The organism is Pseudomonas sp. FW305-3-2-15-C-LB1, assembly GCF_058787615.1.
The window spans coordinates 108,039-129,367 of sequence record NZ_JBYSZX010000013.1; the positions used below are offsets into that span (position 1 = coordinate 108,039).

Annotated in this window: 17 protein-coding genes; 4 read left to right on the plus strand and 13 right to left on the minus strand. The window is 62.7% G+C overall.

Annotated elements, in window-relative coordinates; all coding sequences use genetic code 11:
• Positions 1–4: 4 nt before the first annotated feature.
• The 13 genes from gspF to AC3WP7_RS22730 form a co-directional block, all read right to left on the minus strand.
• Positions 5–1,201, minus strand: a complete 1,197-nt coding sequence (gspF, locus tag AC3WP7_RS22670) for a type II secretion system inner membrane protein GspF (protein WP_102592731.1) — start codon at positions 1,199–1,201, stop codon at positions 5–7.
• Positions 1,198–2,889, minus strand: coding sequence for a type II secretion system ATPase GspE (gene gspE, locus AC3WP7_RS22675; RefSeq protein WP_102592732.1), 1,692 nt, complete (start codon positions 2,887–2,889; stop codon positions 1,198–1,200). The genes gspF and gspE overlap by 4 nt, the downstream gene beginning before the upstream one ends.
• 487 nt (positions 2,890–3,376) lie before the next feature.
• Complete coding sequence (fecE, locus tag AC3WP7_RS22680; RefSeq protein ID WP_092250461.1) at positions 3,377–4,168, minus strand: Fe(3+) dicitrate ABC transporter ATP-binding protein FecE; 792 nt, start codon at positions 4,166–4,168, stop codon at positions 3,377–3,379.
• 4 nt (positions 4,169–4,172) lie between these two features.
• The gene (locus AC3WP7_RS22685) at positions 4,173–5,141 is read right to left on the minus strand and encodes an iron chelate uptake ABC transporter family permease subunit (RefSeq protein ID WP_102592733.1); all 969 of its coding nucleotides are present in this window, start codon (positions 5,139–5,141) and stop codon (positions 4,173–4,175) included.
• Positions 5,138–6,127: an iron-dicitrate ABC transporter permease FecC gene (fecC, locus tag AC3WP7_RS22690; protein ID WP_102592734.1), complete on the minus strand. Its 990-nt coding sequence runs from the start codon at positions 6,125–6,127 to the stop codon at positions 5,138–5,140. Before fecC ends, AC3WP7_RS22685 begins: the two co-directional genes overlap by 4 nt.
• Before the next feature lie 2 nt (positions 6,128–6,129).
• Positions 6,130–7,044: a Fe(3+) dicitrate ABC transporter substrate-binding protein FecB gene (locus AC3WP7_RS22695; RefSeq protein ID WP_371322062.1), complete on the minus strand. Its 915-nt coding sequence runs from the start codon at positions 7,042–7,044 to the stop codon at positions 6,130–6,132.
• 127 nt (positions 7,045–7,171) lie between these two features.
• On the minus strand, positions 7,172–9,562 hold the full coding sequence (locus AC3WP7_RS22700; protein WP_102592735.1) for a TonB-dependent receptor: 2,391 nt from the start codon (positions 9,560–9,562) through the stop codon (positions 7,172–7,174).
• Between the two features lie 85 nt (positions 9,563–9,647).
• Complete coding sequence (locus AC3WP7_RS22705; RefSeq protein ID WP_102592736.1) at positions 9,648–11,258, minus strand: gamma-glutamyltransferase family protein; 1,611 nt, start codon at positions 11,256–11,258, stop codon at positions 9,648–9,650.
• 35 nt (positions 11,259–11,293) lie between these two features.
• Entirely contained in the window at positions 11,294–12,073 is a 780-nt protein-coding gene (locus tag AC3WP7_RS22710) for an amino acid ABC transporter ATP-binding protein (protein WP_093124553.1), read from the minus strand.
• A gap of 2 nt (positions 12,074–12,075) precedes the next feature.
• Positions 12,076–12,852 carry an amino acid ABC transporter permease gene (locus tag AC3WP7_RS22715; protein WP_058426249.1) on the minus strand — a complete coding sequence of 259 codons (777 nt, stop codon included), beginning with the start codon at positions 12,850–12,852 and terminating at the stop codon, positions 12,076–12,078.
• A gap of 12 nt (positions 12,853–12,864) precedes the next feature.
• Complete coding sequence (locus AC3WP7_RS22720; RefSeq protein WP_071492170.1) at positions 12,865–13,671, minus strand: ABC transporter substrate-binding protein; 807 nt, start codon at positions 13,669–13,671, stop codon at positions 12,865–12,867.
• A gap of 65 nt (positions 13,672–13,736) precedes the next feature.
• Positions 13,737–14,408 (minus strand): GntR family transcriptional regulator, encoded by a 672-nt coding sequence (locus tag AC3WP7_RS22725; protein WP_102592737.1) that lies wholly within the window; start codon positions 14,406–14,408, stop codon positions 13,737–13,739.
• Between the two features lie 264 nt (positions 14,409–14,672).
• The gene (locus AC3WP7_RS22730) at positions 14,673–15,563 is read right to left on the minus strand and encodes a LysR family transcriptional regulator (RefSeq protein WP_071492172.1); all 891 of its coding nucleotides are present in this window, start codon (positions 15,561–15,563) and stop codon (positions 14,673–14,675) included.
• 165 nt (positions 15,564–15,728) lie between these two features.
• On the opposite strand from AC3WP7_RS22730, the gene AC3WP7_RS22735 reads away from it, so the two are divergent.
• The 4 genes from AC3WP7_RS22735 to AC3WP7_RS22750 all read left to right on the plus strand — a co-directional run bounded on the left by AC3WP7_RS22735 (position 15,729) and on the right by AC3WP7_RS22750 (position 20,946).
• Entirely contained in the window at positions 15,729–16,811 is a 1,083-nt protein-coding gene (locus AC3WP7_RS22735; RefSeq protein WP_071492173.1) for a 4-oxalomesaconate tautomerase, read from the plus strand.
• Between the two features lie 43 nt (positions 16,812–16,854).
• Positions 16,855–18,168, plus strand: coding sequence for a dicarboxylate/amino acid:cation symporter (locus tag AC3WP7_RS22740; protein WP_092250441.1), 1,314 nt, complete (start codon positions 16,855–16,857; stop codon positions 18,166–18,168).
• 128 nt (positions 18,169–18,296) lie between these two features.
• On the plus strand, positions 18,297–19,601 hold the full coding sequence (locus tag AC3WP7_RS22745; RefSeq protein WP_092250438.1) for a CitMHS family transporter: 1,305 nt from the start codon (positions 18,297–18,299) through the stop codon (positions 19,599–19,601).
• A 91-nt stretch (positions 19,602–19,692) separates the two neighbouring features.
• Complete coding sequence (locus AC3WP7_RS22750; protein ID WP_102592738.1) at positions 19,693–20,946, plus strand: OprD family porin; 1,254 nt, start codon at positions 19,693–19,695, stop codon at positions 20,944–20,946.
• Positions 20,947–21,329 lie beyond the last annotated feature (383 nt).

Genomic DNA, 21,329 nt, shown 5'->3' on the forward strand with positions numbered 1-21,329 from the left:
TCCTTTATAGATTGCTGGTCAGGCTCATCAGCGGCAGCATGATCGCCAGCATGATCACCGCCACCAGCACCGCCATGACCACTGTCAGGGACGGCACCAGCGCGGCCAACAGGCGGTCGATGCCGCGCTTGGCTTCGACGTCGAAGATGTCGGCCATCTTGAGCAACATGCCGTCGAGTTCGCCGGCCTGTTCGCCGACTTCAATCATTTGCAGGGCCAGTTCGGGCAACAGCGGCTGGCTGCCGAACGCGCTGGCGAGGGTGCCGCCGCCTTTTACCGATTCCGCCGCACGCCCGACCTGCGCCTGCAACGCGTGGTTGGTGCAGACTTCCCGCGCAATCACCAAGGCCTGCAGCAACGCCACGCCATTGCTCAGCAGCGTGCCGAGGGTGCGTGCCAGACGCGCCGCCTCGACGCGTTGCAGCAACGGGCCGACCACGCGAATACCGAGCAGCCGCCGGTCGCAATGCTCGCGAAACAGCGGATCGCGCAAGCGCGCGGCCCCCAACCAGACGATCACGATCAACCCGGCCAACAGCGCCAGGCCATAGGCGCCGAGAAACGTTCCAAGGGCCAGGATCACCTCGGTGATCAGTGGAATCGGCACGCCCAGGTCCTGGAAGATCGGCACGAACTGCGGCACCACATACGCCAGCAGCAACGCCAGGGAACCCAGCACGCCCACCACCAGGAATGCCGGATAGATCAGCGCATTGATCACTTCGCCACGCAGCAATTGGCTGCGTTCCAGGTAATCACTGAGTTGGCGCAGGGTTGCTTCCAGCGCGCCACCGGCCTCACCGGCGCGCACCATGCTCAGGTACAACGGCGAGAACGCCGCACCCTCTTCCTCCAGCGCGGCGGACAATGGCTTGCCGGCCTTGACGCGGTCGCGCAGGCGCTCGATCAGCGCACGTACCTGGGGTGGGCCGGGCTGCTTGAGTAGCAGGCTCAACGAGCGCTCAAGCGGCTGGCCCGCCCCCAGCAGCGTCGCCAATTGCTGGGTAAAACTCACCAACGCCTGGCCCTTCAACGGCCTGTGTGCCGTGCGCAGGCCAAGGCTGCCGGCCGGTTCGATGTGCAACAGCAGCCACCCGCGCTTGTGCAGGACCGCCACCGCAGCGGTTTGATCGGTGGCCTCCAACGTACCGTTCTGCGGCGTGCCCTGGCTGTCCAGGGCGCGGTATCTGAACAGGCTCACGCATCCTCTCCACGGGTCACGCGCAGCACTTCTTCCAGCGAAGTAATCCCCGCCAGTGCCTGGCGCAAACCTTCTTCATACAAGGTGCGCAAACCGGCGCGGCGCGCGGCCTGCTCCAGGGTCGAGGCATCGGCGTGGCGCATCAGCAGGCTGCGCAGTTCGTCGTTCATCACCAGCAGTTCGGTGAGGGCGCTGCGGCCGTGATAGGCGCCGCGATAGAGCAGGATCGGGCGTTGTTCGGTGAGGCGATCCAGGCCGTGTTCGGCGATCAGTTCGGGCGGCGCTTCGAAAGCGACACGCGTGGCCGGGTCCAGGCGCCGCACCAGGCGCTGGGCGAGGATGCCGCTGACGGTCGAGGCGATCAGGTAGCTTTCCACGCCCATGTCCAGCAGCCGCGTGATGCTCGCGGCGGCGCTGTTGGTGTGCAGGGTGGAGAGCACCAGGTGCCCGGTGAGGGAAGATTGGATGGCGATGCGGCAGGTTTCCAGGTCGCGGATCTCGCCGATCATGATCACGTCCGGGTCCTGGCGCACGATGGAGCGCAACGCCCCGGCGAAGTCCAGGCCGATGGCGGGCTTGACCTGGATCTGGTTGATGCCTTCGAGCTGGTACTCCACCGGGTCTTCCACGGTGATGATCTTGCGCTCGGCGGTGTTGAGCCGCGACAGCGCGGTGTAGAGCGTAGTGGTCTTGCCGGAGCCAGTGGGCCCGGTGACCAGCAGGATGCCGTGGGGCCGTTCCAGCAGGTCGAGGAAGGCGGCCAGGCGCTGGCCGTCGAAGCCCAGGCTGGGAAAGTCGAACTGCACGGTTTGCCGGTCCAGCAGGCGCAGCACCACCGACTCGCCGAAACTGGTGGGCACCGTGGACACCCGCAGGTCCAGTTCCTTGCCCTGGATACGCAACATGATGCGCCCATCCTGCGGCAGCCGGCGCTCGGCGATGTCCAGCCGCGCCATGATCTTCACCCGCGAAATCACCGCCGCCGAGGAACTGGCCGGCGGCGCTTCGGCGTCATGCAGCACACCGTCGATGCGGTAGCGCACCTTGAGCTGGTGTTCGAAGGGTTCGATGTGGATGTCCGAAGCACGTTGCTCCACGGCGCGTTGCAGGATCAGGTTGACCAGGCGGATCACCGGCGCTTCGGAGGCCAGGTCCTTGAGGTGTTCGATATCGTCCTGGGCGCCGCCCTGTTCATCGAGGTTTTCGATCAGCGTGCCCATGGCCGAACGGCCCTGGCCGTAGTAACGCTCGATCAGTGTGTCGACCTCAGTGCGCGGACCGATGGCCAGCCACACCGGCACCTGGCATGCATAGGCCAGGGCCTGGAACGGATAACGCAGCGCCGGGTTGGCGGCCAGCACGCGCAGGCCACCCTGGGTCCAGCCCATGGGCGCGACCTGGTAATGGCGCATGAAGCGTTCAGTCAGGGCAGGCAAGGGATCGAGCAACGGCGGCGCGGCGTCCGCCAGCAACAGCGGCGCACCGAGCAACGCCGCCCAGGCGCGGGCCAGTTCGATATCGGAAACCAGGCCCAGGCGGGTCAGCAGGCTTAGCAGGTCATCCGACGGCAAGCGCCGGGCGCGCTCCAGGTCTACCATTTTCAGCCCAGCATGCTGCATCAACCACGCACACACCTGGTCGGTGTGCGGGATCTGCATCTGGCAGGCATCGATAGGCGCTGACGACATAAGGTTGAGGTATCTAGTATTGCGAAAAAGTATGGCTATTTGGAACTACTTAAACATGCCATTAGTTAGCCATAACCCAAGCGAGAACAAGCCGGGGTTATCGACTGGAAGTTATAGCGCTAGTTCCTGAAAGAGGGGAATAAAATAAACACAATGACCAAGAACCCCGTGACAGAGCCTTAGCAGCTAATAGCCACTACTTCGCTAGTTGCAATTAGCCACTTGTGCGCTTTGCCACAATTAAACGGCAGCCCAATAAATTCACAGGACTTACTTCACCTTCGATGCGAAGCACACTTAGACTTTCTAGTGGCTGTTCACCAGGATTATCGAGCGTTGAAATGTGGGAGCGCGCTGACTGGATTGCGTGACTGTTTTTGGGGCTGCTTCGCAGCCCAACGCGGGGCAAGCCCGCTCGCCACAGCAGGCCGGCTACACAGAACAAAAACCGTATCCACAATGCGAAGCGAGTCGCTCTTGATCTTGATCAGGCCTTGGCCCGAGTGCTTTTTTCAACCAGGCACATCGGCGTGCCGGCGACCGGCTCTTGCATCACCTGCACCTGCACCTCAAATACCCGCCGCATCAACTCGGCACTGACCACCTCCGCCGGTGCGCCATCAGCGACCAGTTTGCCGCCGTGCATCACCGCCAGGTGATCGGCATAACGGCAGGCCTGGTTGATGTCATGCAGCACAGTGATCACGGTCTTGCCCTCGGCAGCCAGTTCGCCCATCAGGTCGAGCAGTTCGACCTGATGGCTGATGTCGAGGTAAGTGGTGGGTTCATCCAGCAGCACCACCGGCGCATTCTGCGCCAACACCATCGCCAGCCAGGCACGCTGGCGCTGGCCGCCGGACAGGTCCGCCAGGGCGCGATCAGCCAGCACGTCCAGTTCCAGGCGCTGCATGGCTTGACTCACGTGAGCTTGATCACTGCCGCTCAGGCGTCCCCACAGCGAGTTATGCGGGCTGCGGCCATAGGCAACCAACTGGCGCACGCTGACGCCTTCCGGCACCGGCAACACTTGCGGCAAGAATGCGATGTGCCGGGCCAACTGGCGGGCAGACAGGCTGGCATAGGCCTGGCCATCCAGGGTCAGCTCGCCCTGAGTCGGCTTGAGGATACGCGCGAAGGCCTTGAGCAAGGTGGACTTGCCGCAGCCATTGGGGCCGATCAACGCGGTGACCTTGCCGGCGGGCGGTGCAAAGGACAGACCTTGCACGATACGAGTGGCGCCGTAGCCGATGTCCAGCTCGCGTGCCTGGAGAATACTCATGTCATCAACCCTTGAACCGTGCCAGCAACCAAAGAAAATACGGCGCGCCGATCACCGCCGTAAGCACCCCGGCGGGGATTTCGCTGGGCGCGATCAGCGTGCGCCCCAGCGTATCGGCGAGCACCAGCAGCAACGCACCGATCAGCATCGCCGCCGGCAGCAGGTACTGGTGATGCCCGCCCACCAGCCGGCGCGCCATGTGCGGCGCGACCAGGCCGATAAAGCCAATCGGACCGATCACCCCCACGCCCAGGCTGGTGAGCAACACCGCGCAGGCCATCGCCGACCAACGCGTACGGCTCAGCGCGGTGCCCAGGCTGTGGGCCGCCTCATCGCCCAAGGCGATCAGGTTGAGCGGCTTGGCCAGGCACAGGCCCACGGGGATCAATACGAGGAACGGCAACACCAGCGCCACATGGTGCCAGTTGCGGCTCCACAGGCTGCCGGTCAGCGCGAGCAGCGCGGTGTTGATATCCAAGGGGTGAGAGAGGATCAGAAACTCGGTGACACTGGACAAGGTCACCGCAATCGCCACTCCGGACAACGCAAAGCGCACCCCGGAAAAACTCACGCCGGTGTTGTACAGCGCCAGCAGCAACGCGCCGCCGGCCCCGCCCAGGCAAGCCACCAGCGGCAGCCAGGCAATCGGCAGGTGTGGCCAACTGATGATCGCCACGGTCAGCGCGAGCCCGGCGCCTTGGGTTACGCCGAGGATCTCCGGCGAGGCCAGCGGATTACGGATCACGCCCTGCACAATCGCCCCGGCCAGGCCGAAGGCCGCACCGGCGAGAATCGCGATCAGGCTGCGCGGCAGGCGGTGGTTCCACACTTCGAAGTCAAGGACGTCGTGGGCCAGCAGGCGTTCGAAAACGGTTTGCGGCGTGAGCCACAGGGTGCCGGCGCTGAGGCTGACAAGGGTTGCCAGCAGCAACAACCCGAGCAGCAGCCACAGGCGCAGTCGTGGTCGGATCATAGGGCGCGCCTGGCAAGAAAGAGGAAAAACGGCGCGCCGATCAGCGCGGTGACCACTCCCGCCGGCGTTTCCACCGGGAAGGCAACGGCGCGGCTGAGCAGGTCGGCCCCCAGCACGATCACCGCGCCCAATGTGGCGCTCAGCGGGATCAGCCAGCGGTAGTCATTGCCCAGGAACTGACGCAGGATATTCGGCGCGATCAGCCCGACAAACCCGATCGGCCCCACCGCACACACGCTGGCGCCCACCAGCAGCAAACTGGCGACAAACACCTGCAGACGCAGGCTGGCGATGCCGACGCCCAGTGAGCGTGCGGCGTCTTCGCCGAGGTTGATCAGGTTCAGGCGCGGCGCACACCAGAGTGCCCACAGGCCGCCGATCAAGGCGCATGGCCAGAGCAGTTGCACCTGCGCAGCGCCGACATTGGCCAGTGAACCGGCCAGCCAGTTGAGCACGCTTTGCGCCTGGGCCTCGACCAGGATCACTGTGAGCCGGGTCAACGCGGCGCACAACGCCGCCACGGCCACGCCAGCCAAAACCAGACGGCCCTGGGCCGTGGTCGGCGACCAGGCACCGCCGAGGCTGAACACGGTGATCCAGGCCAGCGCGCCGCCCAGGCAGGTCATCAACAGCGCACCGCCGGCAAAGGGCGGCGCGACCAGGCCGGTGGAAAACAGGGCCAGTCCCAGCGCGGCGCCCGCCGTCACGCCAAACAGCGACGGCGAGGCCAGACGGTTGCGCGTAATGCCCTGCATCAGCGCCCCCGCGAGGCCCAGGCAGGCACCGACCAACGCGGCACACACGGCCCGTGGCACACGCAACTGGGCGACGATATAGGCCATGTTGCCGCCGACGCGGCCCTGGTGAACCAGGCCATTCCACGCATCCGTCGCTGTCAGGGTAAATGGCGACCAGCTGTACAGCGACAGCCAGAACAACCCGGCACCCGACAGCAGAATGCCAATGGCGGCGAAACTGCGTTGCACGGTTATTGGCTCAATACGGCTTTGCCGCCCTTGAGAATCGCCAGCGCATCCTCGGCGATCTGCTCCGACGCCAGCACGCCACGGTTGCGCGCCCAGCTGTCGCCATCCACTTCGGCCACATGCTTATTGCGCACGGCGCCGAGCACTTGCCACAACGGCTGCTTGCTCCAGCTGTCGACGATGCTGGGGCGACGGTAATGACCGACCAGCAACCAACCCGGGTCGAGGGCCAGCAACTGTTCCAGGCTGACGAACTCGGTGGGCGCGGCGTTGGCGCGTACCGATGGGACTTTCAGGCCGATGGCCTCAAGCACGCTGCCGGCGTAGGAGTCCGGGCCATGCACGGAGAAGCTGTCCTCACGCGCCACACCGAACAACACGCTGGCGCCGGCCGGGATCTGTTGCGCGATGGCCTTGAGGTTTTCACGGTTCTTCTGGATGCGCGCCTCCATCTGCGCGCTCTTGCCGAGGGCCTTGCCAATCAGTTCGGCGGATTTGAGGCTGCCCTGGTAATCCTCGCCACGGGACGGCAACAGCAAGGTCGGCGCGATGCTCGCCAGGTCGCTGTACAGCGCCTGGTGGCGATTGAGGTCGGCCACGATCAGATCGGGCTTGAGCCGGGCGATCTCCTCGATGCTCGGCTGCGAGCGCAGGCCCACCGACTGCCATTGGCCGATGGCCTGGCGTACGCGGGGCAACACGCGGTTGGCATCGCCATCATCGGCGGCGCCGACCGGGGTGACGTCAACGGCGGCCAGGCTGTCGAGAAAGGAGAATTCCAGCACCACCACGCGTTTGGGGGCATCGGGCAGATGCACGGCGTGCTGGCCGTCGTTGAGGTCGATGGGCGCGGCGCTCAGCAGGCTGGACGAGAACGCCAGGACACAGGCGGCCAGGGTGGGGATGGAACGCAGCATTCGCATGACAAGGACCTCGGCGTTAAAACACCCCGGCTAGGCAGGCCGGGGAAAACGGCGGGTACTATTCCATATCGGCGCGGCGTGATCAAAAAACATTCTCATTTATAACCTGCACGGCCCAGTGTCAGAAGTCGACGGTGGCCGACAGCAGGTAGGTGCGCGGCGTCGACAGGGTCAGCCCCGGCTCGCTGTCATCCGATGCACCGGCCGAGCTCCAGTAGCGTTTATCGGCGACGTTCTCCACATTCGCCCGCAGGGTGATGTGCTTGTCATCCACCTTGAAGCCATAGCGCGCACCCACGTCGAGGCGGTTCCAGGCGTCGATTTCCTTGACATTGGACTGGTCCAGGTACTGCGAGCTGGAGTAGATGCCACGGCTGGTCAACGTCAGGCCTTCCAGGCCCGGCACGTCCCATTCGGCGCCGAGGTTGACGTTGTACTTGGGCGTGGCCGGCGCACGGTTGCCGTCCCAGGTGCCATTGGTGGTGTCTTTGAGTTTGCTGTCGATGTACATCACCCCGCCCAGTAGGCGGAAGCCCTTGAGCGGTTCGCCGAACACGCTCAGTTCCACACCGGCATTCTCGCGCTTGCCGTTGGGGCCAAACAGCCGCGTGGTCGCATTGGTTTCATAGGCCGGTTGCTTGATGCGGAACACGGCGGCGGTCACCGCGAAGGCACCGGCATCGTACTTGGCGCCCACTTCCACCTGGCGGCTGATGAACGGCGGGAAGATCTCGTCTTCGTTTCTCGAGGTCGACGGCGCGATCTTGCCCTGGCTCAGGCCTTCCATGTAGTTGGCGTACAGCGACAACTTGTCGGTGGCCTTGAACAGGAGGCCGCCCGACGGCGATACCTTTTCTTCGTCATAGGCGGTGTCGCCTTTGATCCCGTCGCTCCATTCAGTCACCTTGACCCGCTGCCAGCGCGCACCGAGGGTGAGCAACAGGCGGTCGTCGAAAAAACCCAGGGTGTCGGACAAGGCCACGCCGCTGAATTTGTTTTCGGTGTAGACCTTGGGATCGAAGCGCGTCGGCCGTGACGGCGTCGGCGACTGCACCGGGTTGTAGAGATTGCTCGACGGCGCCGTATACCGCGCACCGCCGTTGGTGAAGTCCATGTCGAAGTAGCTGGCGGCCAGGTTGACCTCATGGCTCACCGGCCCGGTATGGAACCAGTTGCGCACGCCAGCGGTGTAGGTGCGCACGTTTTCATCGCGGGTGAAATCCCGCGGCTGCACGCTGAAATCGCCGGCCGCATTGGTCACCGAAACCGCGTGGCGCAGGAAGTCGTGGTTGCTTTTGCGCGCGCCCACGCCACCGTAGAGCATCACGTTGTCACTGAGGTCGTACTCGGCGTTGACCGTACCAAAGGTGTCATTGGTGCGAGCCTTGCTCCACGACTGCGCATAGTTGCGGCGCACGTCGTTGGCATTCGGGACCGGCGCAGCGGCCGCCACCTGCACGCGCTCCTGGGGGGCATCGGTGTCGCGCTCGGTGTGGCCGATATCGGTGGAAAGGCGCAGGCGCTCGCCGCGAAAATCCAGGCCCAGCACGGCCATTTCGCGGTCGACGCTCTGGTGGTCCCAGGCGGTGTCGCCGGATTGCTTCACGCCGTTGAAGCGAATGCCGTACTGGTTGTCCTCGCCAAAGCGTCGGCCAATGTCCACCGCACCGCCGGCCTGGCTGTCGGACGCCCAGTTGCCGGTAAACGAGTTGATGTCCTTGTCGGTGGCGCGCTTGGGCACCACGTTGATCCCGCCGCCGACGCTGCCACGCGGCGAGATGCCGTTGATCAACTGGCTCGGGCCTTTGAGGATGTCGACGCGATCGGCCATCTCCATGTCGATGGTGTACGTCGGCAGCACGCCGTACAGGCCGTTGTAGGCCACGTCACTGTTGAACAGGCTGAACCCGCGAATGGTGAATTGCTCGTAGCGCCCACCGGCCGGGTTGGTGGCGCGCACCGAGGGGTCGGCCGCGATCAGGTCGCCGAGGGTGCGTGCCTGCTGGTTTTTCACCGCCTCCTGGGTGTAGGTGGTGATGCTGAACGGAGTCTCCATGAAATCCCGCGTGCCCAGCATGCCCTGCGCCGTGCGGCGCGCCACCTGGCCACCGGCGTAGGTGTCGCCGTCGTACAGGCCGGTGGTGCCGAGGATGGACGTGGGCGCCAGCTCCAGGCTGCTGCCGTCCGGCACCGGCACCAGCATGTAGGCCTGCTCGCCCATGGCTTGCAGTTGCAGGCCGGAACCTTGCAGCAGGCGGGCAAAGCCCTCCTCCACGCCGTATTCGCCGGACAAGCCAGTGCTGCTGCGCCCGCTGACCAGCGCCGGGTCCACCGACAGGTTGACCCCCGACAGCCCGGCAAAACGCGTCAGCGCCGCGCTCAGGCTGCCCGCCGGCACTTGGTAGCTGCGCCGCGCGGCGGTGTCTTCGGCGTAGCTGACGGCGGCGAAAAACGGGCTGGCGCTGAGGCTCAGCATCAGGCTCAGTTTGAGCAAGGGGCGGACTGCGGGCATTGGCGGAAGCTCTCGATATTGTTCACTTGCCTGGAATGACAGGCGAGGTGAAAAAAAGGGACAGGCTTCAGCCAATTTTTTTCGCTTACCACACTGCGATCGTTGAATCCGTCCTTGGCTCCGTTCCGCCGCACAATACACCACTGACCGGATCACGCAGGATGATCTGGCCACGCCCGTAGTCGGTGAGGTCGCTGGCGATCTGCACCTGGTGCCCGCGTCGCGCCAGGGCATTGGCCAGGTCACTAGAGGCACCGTGTTCGATGCCGACCTTCATGTCGCCCAGCCATTGCCAGCGCGGCGCGTCCAGGGCCGCTTGCGGGTTGAGGCCGAAGTCCACCAGGTTCATCACCATCTGCACATGGCCCTGGGGCTGCATGTAGCCGCCCATCACGCCGAATGGCCCGAGGGCCTGCCCGTCCTTGGTGAGGAAGCCGGGAATAATGGTGTGGAAGGTTTTCTTGCCCGGTGCCAGGCAGTTGGCGTGACTTGGGTCGAGGCTGAATTCCTGCCCACGGTTCTGCAGGGCGATGCCGCTGTCGGGCAGCACCACGCCGGAGCCGAAGCCGTGGTAGTTGCTCTGGATGAACGAGACCATATTGCCCTCGGCATCCGCCGTGGCCAGGTACACCGTGCCGCTGGCATGGGGGTCGCCGGGCTTGGGCGGTTGCGCCTGTTCGCCGATCTGCCCACGGCGACGGGTGCTGTAGGCATCGCTGAGCAGGTCGGCGACGGCCACGCGCATGTGCAACGGGTCGGTGATGTGGTGCAGGCCGTCGCTGTAGGCGAGTTTCATCGCCTCCAACTGGCGGTGCCAGGTCTGCTGGCTGTCGCGGTGATCGAAGCTGAAGCCTTCAAGGATTTTCAACGCCATCAGCGCCACCAGGCCCTGGCCGCTGGGCGGGATTTCCCAGACGTCCACCCCTCGGTAGTTGACGTGGATCGGGTCCACCCATTGGGCGCGATAATCCTGGAGGTCGCTGGCGCGCAGGTAACCGCCACTGGCCCTGGAATGCGCATCCAGGCGTTCGGCCAGGGCACCGCGATACAAGCTTTCGCAACGGGTAGCGGCGAGTTCTTCCAAGGTACGTGCCTGGGCGGGGTTGCGGAATATCTCACCCGCCCGGGGCGCACGGCCGTCGATCAGGAACGTGTCGAACCAGGCGTCCAGGGCCGGGTCACGATGGGGGCCGAATTCATCCAGCGCGGCCTGCCAGAGCTGGGCGATCACCGGCGACAACGGGAAGCCGTCACGCGCCAGGCTGATGGCGGGCTGCAGCAACTCGGCAAACGGCAACTTGCCGAAGCGCTCGGACAGCTCGGCCCAGGCCGAGGGGCAACCGGGCACGGTGACCGGTGTCCAGCCATACAGCGGCATCCGGTCGTGCCCCGCCGCCTTGACCGCCTCGATACTCAAGGCCGCCGGCGCGTGGCCATTGCCGTTCAGGCCGTGCAACCGGCCCTTGCACCAGACCAGCGCGAACGCGTCGCCGCCCAGGCCACAGCCGGTGGGCTCCACCACCGTCAGCGCGGCCGCCGTGGCAATCGCCGCATCAATGGCGTTACCGCCCTGTTGCATGATCTGGATACCGGCCTGGGCCGCCAGGGGCTGGGACGCCGCAACCATGCCGCGACGGGCAAACACGCTTTGGCGCTGCGAGGGATAGGGGTACTCGTGAGCAGAAAATTTCAACATGGCTAAGACTCGTCAACACAGGGTGATGGAAAGACTCACAACACACGACTGAGAAAGGCCCGGGTACGGGGATGGCTGGGGCGGCTGAAAATCTGTTCCGGCGGCCCTTGTTCGATGAGTTCGCCCTGGTCGAGCACCACCACGCGGTCGGCCACTTCACGGGCAAAGCCCATTTCGTGGGTGACCACCACCATGGTCATGCCCTCCTCGGCCAGCTCCTTCATCACCTGCAGCACCTCGCCGACGGTTTCCGGGTCGAGGGCGCTGGTGGGTTCGTCGAACAGCATGGCCTGGGGTTTCATCGCCAGGGCGCGGGCAATCGCCACCCGCTGCTGCTGGCCGCCGGAGAGCATCGACGGGTAATGGCTGGCCTTGTCCGCCAGGCCGACCCGCGCCAGCAATCCACGGGCTTGCTCCAAGGCTTCGGCGCGAGATGTGCCGAGCACCTGGATCGGCGCTTCGATGATGTTTTCCAGCGCGGTCATGTGGGGGAACAGGTTGAAACGCTGGAACACCATGCCGATGTCGCGGCGTTGGCGCGCGATGTTGCGCTCCGAATCGCGTACCAGGCTGCCATCGCTGCGCTCGCGATAGCCCATGGCACAACCGTTGACGCGGATGCGCCCACTCTGGATGTCTTCCAGCAGGTTGATGCAGCGGATAAAGGTGGTCTTGCCCGAGCCGGAGGCGCCGATCAGCACCACTACTTCGCCGCGCCGCACTTGCAGGGAGATGCCCTTGAGGATCTGCAGGGTGCCGAACGACTTGTGGATGTCCAGCGCCTCGATGATCAGTTCTTCACTCTGGTGCGCCATGGTTATCGTCCCCTCAGCAGTTTCAAGGTGCTGCGCCCGAACATGCGGCTGGACGCCGGTGGCGGCGCGGATGGCCGGTCGGACTGGCCAAAGCGCGCCTCCAGCCAGCGCTGGAAAAAGCCCCACAGCGTGGTAAGCATCAAAAAGTAAATCGCGACCACCAGGTACAACTCGAACACGCGGAACGTCGCCGAGGTGACCATCTGCGTGCTGAGCAGCAACTCCTGCACGCCGATCACGCTGACCAGGGTGGTGTTCTTGAGCATCACGTTGAACTCATTGCCCAGCGGCGGCACGATCACGCGGAACGCCTGGGGCAGCACGATGCGCCGCATCAGCTTGGCAAAGCCCATGCCCAGGGAACGCCCGGCTTCGTATTGGCCCTTGTCCACCGCGCCGATGCCGGCGCGGATGATCTCGGCCATGTACGCGCCTTCGTTCAAGCCCAGCGCGATGATCGCCGCCTGGATATTGCCGGGGATGACCAGGCCGAACAGCGCGATGTCCTCGAAACGGAAAATCCCTCCCGCCGCCAGCGCGGTGTACAGGAATACGATCTGCACCAGCAGCGGCGTACCGCGCATCAGCCACACATAAAAGCGTACCGGCAAGTGCAACAGCGGGTTCTTCGACAAGCGCAGCAGCGCCGCCGCCAACCCCAGCACGCAGCCCAGCAGCATCGCCGACACCGCGATCAGGCAGGTCAGCCACAGCCCGGTGAGGTACACCCCGCTCGGCTGCAACAGGTACTGCCAGAACACATCCCAATTGAAATTCATCGCCGGTGTGCCTCAGTCGAGTGTGTCGCTGCTGACATGCCATTTGTTCAGCAACTGGACGTAGCTGCCGTCGCTGCGCATGTCGCTGATCACCTGCTGCACGGCGGCGGTGAGTTGCGGGTCGTCCTTGCGCATGCCCAAACCGGTGAGAATGCGGCTGAACGCTGGCACGCCTTCCTGGAAAAGGTCCGGGGCCATGGCGGCGTAATAGCCGGCCGTTTCCACGGTAGTACCGTAGGCGTCGACCTGGCTGATGCGCAGAGCCTGGAAGGCGTCGGTGTCGGTGTTGTACACCACCAGTTTCATCGGCGGTTTGCCGGCCTTGGCCAGGCTGTCGTTCTGCGCGTCCAGCAGGGTCTTGATGGTGGAGCCGTTGAGCACCGCGACCTTGTGTCCGGACAAGTCATCCAGGGTCTTGATGCCCTTGGGGTTGCCCTTGGGCACCACCACCGATTGGCTGGAATACATGTAGTTGACGATGTCGATCACCTGCCGTCGCTCAGGCTTGTCGAACAGTTGGTCGACGATCATGTCGCACTGCTGGGCGAGCAATGCCGGCACCAGGCCAGAGAACGGAATCACTCGCCACTGCACCTGCTTGTCGCCCAGGCGCCTGGCGATCTCCAGGCCCAGGTCGATGGTGAGCCCGCGGGGTTTCTGTGCTTCATCGAAGGACACCAGGGGCGGTGAATCCATCCCCGAGCAGTAGATGAGTTTGTCGACGTTCTTCAGGCGCTCCGGCACCTGGGGCGCGGCAACGGCCCATTGGGTACAGAGGCCGAGGGAGACAGCCACCAGCAAGGCGCGGTGTTTATGCATGACCAGACACTCCAGTTCGTTGATTAACGGGGCAGGACTCAACGTCAACACACAGCAGGTGTTTCTTATTGTTGTTCGGTTTGCAGGAACTGGATCAGTGCCGGCACGGTGCCTTCGATGTGTTCGCGCACCACGGCCTCGGCGCGGGCGGCGTCACCGGCACGGATCGCGTCGAGGATCACCGCGTGTTCCTGGCGGGCACTGAGGGGTTTTTCACCGTGCTGCAACCACAGGCGCATGGGCGCTTCGACCAGTGAGTACAGCGCCGAAATCTGCTTCATCAGGCGTGGGCGGCCACTGAGGCTACACAGGTATTCGTGGAAAGCGCGGTGCCGGCTGACCCAGGCGGCACTGTCATCGCGGTAGTCGTCCATCGCATCGAGCAAGCGCTCCAGCGCGGCCAACTGGCGCTCGCCGATACGCCCCACCGCGACGCGCACCGCCAGGCCTTCGAGGGCGCTGCGCATTTCGAACACTTCGTGCAGTTCATTGATATCCAGGCCGCTGACGATGGCGCCGCGATTGGGCCGCAAGGTCACCAGGCCCTGGGCGTCCAGGCGACGAAAGGCTTCGCGCACCGGCATGCGGCTCATGCCGATTTCGCTGGCGATATCTTCGGCGATCAGACGGTCGCCTTTGCGGTAGCGGCCGCCGCAAATGGCATCGAGCAGGAAGTTGTAGGCCTCCTCCTCGGCGGTGAGGGGCTGGCGGTCAACGTAAGCGGGGGCAAATTGCATCGGCAGCACCTTTTGAATTTTTGTATCCAATTATCCATGGATACGAAAAAGCAGGAAGCGTGCCAAATCACGGCGCTATGACCCAAGCGCTTGATTCAAATGAAATAGGCCCATTGCATCAGCGGAAACCGTGAAGGGATCGTGCACAAGCTTGCTACCTGACCGCTCAGAAAACGCCCGCTCAGTGGGCAGAAGTAACAACTCAGAGCATGCCCACCTCGCATTCATGACGATGACCGCCGGCGAACGGCAACACGCGGCCGGTCACTGTGGCCATTGCTCAAGCAGTATCGAGACGAATTTTTCCGCCGCCGGCGAAAGCGAGGACCCTCGGCGGTAAACCAGGCCCAAAGAGCGGTTCACCACGGGCTCGATCAATGGAACGCTGACCAGGGTGGGATGATCATCAGCCGGCATGGCCAGGCTTGGCATCGCCGAAACCCCCAGGCCAGCCTCCACCAGGCCCAGTGAAGTCGAAAGGTGCTGGACTTCATAGAACCATTGCGGCCGCCAACTCAAGCCCGATAGAGCGTGGTCGAGCAGCATGCGGTTGCCGCTCAAACGCCCTACCCCGATAAGGCGGTAATCGCTCAATTCAGACCAGGTGACCGAACTGCGCCCTGCCAGCTCGTGATCACGCCGGCACGCCAATACAAAGGGCTCACTGACCAATGGCACGAACTCAATGTCCGGATGCTGGCCACTCATCATGTTGATACCGAAGTCGGCTTCCCCGCGCAGCACCGCTTCAAGCCCCTCATTCGCACTCAAATCCAGCAGACGGATCCGGATTTTCGGGTAGCGCTCGTTGTACAGACGGATCACTGAAGGCAGGAAATAGAACGCGGCGGTAGGGATACACGCCAGGGTTACACGGCCGATCTGGCGTTCGGCCAGTTCACGGATATTAAGAATCGACTCGTCGAAGTCATCCAGCAACCGGCGCGCCTTGGGAAGAAAGTCACGCCCGACGCTGGTAAGGCTGACTTTGCGGGTGGTGCGATCCAGCAACGCCGTGCCCAGCCCCTCTTCGAGTTTTTTTATCCGCCGGCTGAGTGCAGGTTGAGACAGATGCAAAGCATCGGCCGCTTCGTGAAAGCTACCCAATTCGGCGATTTTCACGAAAGATCGGATATCATTCAGCTCATAGTCCATGTCCAGTCTCGTCAGCCAAGGAAATTGGGAAGTCGTTTGGCGCACATTTACCATTCGCCAAACGCAATAATAACGTCAATTTTTGCATTGGAAACATTTTTCAAAGCTTGAGACTCTTGCTCACAGAGCATCAATTACCTCGATTGATCAACAAGAGTCAGTATTATGCAAAGAATCCCCTGTGTGCTGATGCGCGGTGGTACCTCCAAAGGTCCGGTTTTTCTCGACTGGGATTTGCCGTCGTCCATCGAGGCCCGCGACGAACTGCTACTCAACCTGATGGGCTCCGGTCATGAACTGGAGATCGACGGAATCGGTGGTGGCAGCCCGCAAACCAGCAAGGTTGCGATTGTCAGCCCTTCGCTGCACCCGGATGCGGACGTCGATTACTTGTTTGTCCAAGTGATGGTGTCTCAGCGCAGAGTCGACAGCGCACCCAATTGCGGCAACATGCTGTGTGCGGTTGGCCCATTCGCCATCGAACAGGGCCTGGTCAAAGCCACCCCCGGACGCACCCGCGTGCGCATTCGCAACGTCAACACCGGGACCTTCATCCATTCCCAGGTGTACACACCGGATGGCAAAGTCAGTTATGAGGGCGATACCGCCATTGATGGCGTGCCCGGTACTGCGGCGCCGGTGCAACTGACCTTCCTGGATGCAGCCGGCAGCAAGACGGGCAAGCTCTTTCCCACCGGCAACACGCAGGACGTCTTTGATGGCATTGCAGTGACCTGTATCGACATGGCGATGCCCATGGTGCTCGTCGAAGCCAGCCAACTGGGCAAGCGAGGCGATGAGAGCCCAGCGGAACTGGACGCCGATAAGGAGTTCCTGCGACGCCTGGAGACACTGCGGCTCCAGGCCGGCCTGGCCATGGGCCTGGGCGATGTCAGCGGCAAAGTGATTCCCAAGCCGGTCCTGGTCTCGCCCGCGAAAGCTGGCGGTACGATTCAGGTTCGCTATTTCATGCCGCACAACTGCCACCGCGCGCTTGCCATTACCGGCTCGATTGGTCTGGCCACCGCGTGCGTGATAGAAGGCAGCATCGTCGCGCAGATGCTTGGCGGGGTCAGCACGCCGCGTCGTGAAGCGGTGCGTATCGAACATCCAAGCGGCGGGATTGATGTCGTATTGTCCTACACCGGCAGCAATGGTGAGACAATTCAAGCGTCCGTCGTACGCACCGCGCGCAGGCTTTTCTCCGGTTACGTCTACGCCACTGAGTCACAGCGCCTCGCCGGATAATTCCGGCGGTCGTTGGCATTTTTGCATCCGCACAATTCTAAAAATGGGTGATGCCATGAAAGTTGTTAAATCGCTCTACTTCCAGATTCTCTGCGCCGTGGTGCTGGGCATTGTGGTCGGGCATTTCTGGGCTCAGCAGGCCATCGCGCTCAAGCCGTTGGGTGATGCGTTCATCAAGCTGATCAAGATGATGATTGCCCCCGTGGTGTTCTGCACCATCGTCACCGGCATCGCCGGCATGAGCGACAAACGCTCGCTCGGACGCCTGCTCAGCAAGACCATGCTGCTGTTTTTTGGCCTGACGGTGATCAGCCTGGTCATTGGCCTGGTGGCGGTATACGTGTTCCAGCCGGGCGTCGGCATGAACATAGATCCCACCCAACTGAGCACCAAAGGCTTGGCCCAGTACACCGAGTCGGCGGCAAAGCTTGGGGTTGTGGAGTTCTTCATGCACATCATCCCCGAAACCTTCGTGGGTGCCTTCAGCAAGGGGGAAGTGCTGCCGGTGCTCTTTATCGCGGTACTCTCCGGATTTGCCTTGTCATCCCTGGGCGAGCGTGGCAAGCCGGTACTCGACGTACTCGAAGCCGCTTCGCAGATGGTCTTCAAGATCTTCGCGTACCTGATGCGTTTTGCCCCGGTCGGAGCCTTCGGCGCCCTGGCGTTCACCGTGGGTCAGTACGGCATCACTTCGCTGGGTTCGCTGGCGAAGTTGATCATGACCTTGTACATCGCCTGCGGCTTCTTCGTGTTCGTGGTCCTGGGCAGCATTTGCCGTAGCAACGGCTTCAGCCTGTGGAAACTGTTGCGCTACTTTCGCGAAGAATTCCTGGTGGTGCTGGGCACGTCCTCCACGGAACCGGTCATGCCACGCATGCTGGAAAAACTCGAAGCGCTGGGCTGCAAAAAAGGCGTCGTAGGCCTGGTACTCCCCACCGGCTACTCGTTCAACCTGGACGGCACGGCCATTTACCTGTCGTTGGCGGCGATTTTCATCGCCCAGGCCTGCAACATTGACCTGAGCCTGACGCAAATCATCACCATGCTGGCGATCATGCTGCTGTCCTCCAAAGGTGCCGCCGGCGTGACGGGCAGCGGGTTCGTCGCGCTCGCCTCGACCTTGACGGTCATTCACGACATCCCGTTGGCCGGCCTGGCGCTGCTGATCGGGGTTGACCGCTTCATGTCCGAAGCGCGCGCCCTGACCAGCCTGGCCAGCAACGCCGTCGCGACGGTAGTGATTTCCCTATCTGAAAATGCCTGCCATCGCGAAACGCTGCACCGGATGCTCGACGCAAAACCCTCTGCGACGCCGGTAGAAGCCTGGGAAGACCTGAAAGTCCCCAAGCGCGTTTAACAATAACCGGGCAACGCCCCTCCCTGACTTGACCCCTCCTCCGCCAGGTGCCCTTGGCCGCCCGGCGGATCAGGGCGCGTGCGCCTCGGCGTCAGCCACTATTACGATAACAACAAGAGAATCGTCCTATGCTCGCTTTCCTTGGCCTGGCCATGGTGGTCGTATTCACCGTCCTCATCATGACGAAGCGTTTGTCGCCCATCGTCGCGCTTACCGTTGTACCTATCGTCTTCGCGGTGCTTGGCGGTTTCGGCGGCACCACCGGCAAGATGATGCTCGACGGCCTGAAAATGGTCGCCCCGTCTGCCGCCTTGCTGTTGTTTGCGATCCTGTTCTTCGGCTTGATGATCGACGCAGGCTTGTTCGACCCGCTGATCCGCAAGATCCTCAAGCGGGTCAATGGCGACCCGATGAAGATCGCGGTCGGCACTGCCCTGCTCTCGTTGCTGGTCGCACTCGACGGCGACGGCACCACGACCTACATGATCACCTGTGCGGCAATGCTGCCGCTGTATAAGCGCATCGGCATGAACCCGATGATCCTGGCGACCATTTCCATGCTGTCGCTGAGCATCATGAGCGGCATGACCCCCTGGGGCGGCCCCGCGACACGTGCTATCGCCGCGCTGGGCCTGGATGCCGGCGAATACTTCGTGCCGTTGCTGCCGACCATGATCGGCGGCGCCCTGTGGGTGATCTTCACCGCCTTCCTGCTGGGGCGCGCCGAGCGCAAGCGGATCGGCAACGTCCAACTGCAGAGCGGTGGCGGCGATTGCTATATCAACGCGATTCTTGAAGACACCCCCCACAAGCGTCCGAAACTGGCCTACGTTAACCTGGTGCTGGTCATTGCGGTGATGGCGGCCCTGGTGATGGGGTTGATGCACTCCGCGATCCTGTTCCTGATCGGCTTTGTGCTCGCGCTGATGATCAACTACCCGCAATTGGACATTCAGAAAGAACGCATCCTGGCGCATTCGGGCAATGCCATGACCGTGGTGTTGCTGGTATTCGCCGCCGGGATCTTCGCCGGGATTTTTTCCGGCACAAAGATGGTGGACGCCCTGGCGCAGACCCTCGTCGACTGGATCCCGCCATCCTGGGGCCACCTGTTTCCATTGGTGGTGGCGATCACCAGCATGCCGCTGACGTTCGTGCTGTCCAATGACGCCTACTATTTTGGCGTGGTGCCGATCCTGGCCAATGCCGCCGCGGCGTATGGCATCGACCCGGTTGAAATCGCGCGCGCCTCGATCCTGGGGCAACCCGTCCACCTCATGAGCCCGCTGGTGGCGTCGACGCTGTTGCTGGTGGGCATGGTCGATCGCGATATCGGCGACTTCCAGAAGGCCACCGTCAAATGGGCAGTGCTGACCTCGCTGGTCGTCACCGCGCTGGCCTTGTTGACCGGGGCCATCAGCCTGTTCACCTGATCCACCCACAACCTCTGCTGTCTTTCAGCGCGCCTCGCTCACGGGGCGCGTGTCGCACCGCACCCCAAATAACAACAAAGAGTCATTTGCCATGAACCATGTGTATGCCCATCGGGCGTTGTTTTGCGCGTTTGCCCTGGTACCGGTCACAAGTGCGAACGCCGAAGGTTTTATTGACGACAGCAAACTCAAGCTGCAACTGCGCAATGTGTATTTCAACGAGAACTTTCGCGACGAGCACGGCTTGAGTGCGCGAGCCGCCAGAACGACAAAAAGCGAGCGTACCGAGTGGGCCCAGGGATTTCTGCTGGACTATCAGTCCGGATTCACGCCGGGCACCCTTGGCTTTGGTGTGGACGCCCTGGGGCTCTATGGCGTAAAGCTCGATTCGGGGCGCGGTCGCAGTGGCACCGGGCTCATGCCGGTGCATGACGATGGGCAGGCAGCCGACGAGTTCGCCAGCGCCGGCGCTACCGCGAAGGCCAGGTTCGCCAAAACCACCGTCAAGTACGGCACCTTGCTGCCCAAGACGCCGGTACTGATTTACAACGATGCACGCTTGTTGCCCCAGACCTACCAGGGCACCCAGGTCAGCAGCACCGACATCGACAACCTGACCGTCACCGGCGGGCACCTGGACCGCTTCAAGTTACGCGACTCCACCAACAGCGTGCCGATCGTGCCCGATGGCTACAGCGGGGAAAAATCGGGGGATTTCAACTACGCCGGGGCTGAGTACAAATGGGGCAAAAACCTTCGCTTGAGTTATTTCTATGGAGAACTCGAGAACTTCTACCGACAGAATTTTGCCGGTATCCAGCACGACCTGCCACTGGCCGGTGGGGTGCTGACCAGCGACCTGCGCTACTTCAACAGTGTCGATAGCGGCTCTGCCTACGCAGGCAAAATCGACAACGACATGTTCAGCGGCCAGCTGTCCTACGTGATCGCAGGCCATACCGTCGGCGGCGGCTACCAGACCCTTCGCGGAGATGCCGGTCTGCCCTACATCAGCGGCGCCACCGTCTACTCGTTCAGCAACGCCGGCATCGGCAAATTCATCGAGGAGGACGAGAAGACCTGGATGCTCAACTACGGCTACAACTTCGCCGCCGTCGGCGTGCCCGGCCTGACCTTTTCAACGCGCTACCTGAGCGGCAATGACGGTAAGTCCGCAACCACCGTCAAGGAATGGGAGCGTGATACCGAGTTGGCCTACGTGGTGCAGGCCGGCACGTTCAAGGGGCTGGGGGTGCGCATGCGCAACTATGTCTATCGCTCTGAATTCTCCCGGGGCCGCGACAGCAACCGCCTTTACCTCACCTATGACATTGCCCTCTGGTAAGTCGACGATTGCGGCCCTTGCGGCCGCTTTCCTTAAGGTTCAGGTGAGGTCATCCGAACATGCTGTTCAAGAACAAAGCGCTGATCCTGGTGCTGTTGTTTACGGTGCTGGCACTGAGCACTGGCGCCAACCTGCTGGCAAGCGCAGAGCAGGAATATTCGGGGCCCTGATCAATTAGGTATAAAGGTTGTTCAGATTGAAAATGATGGCCTATTGGCACTTCTTGAAGGCGCACAGGTCAACAGTTCATCACTACCCACGTTAGTACGTCATCATGCACAGCTGGAAGAAAATATCGCTGACCGAGGGTCTGGAGCGGAGCCTGCCAGGGCACAAGGTCGATTGCGTTCTGATCAATGGCTGGACTGCTACCGTCTTTGTCA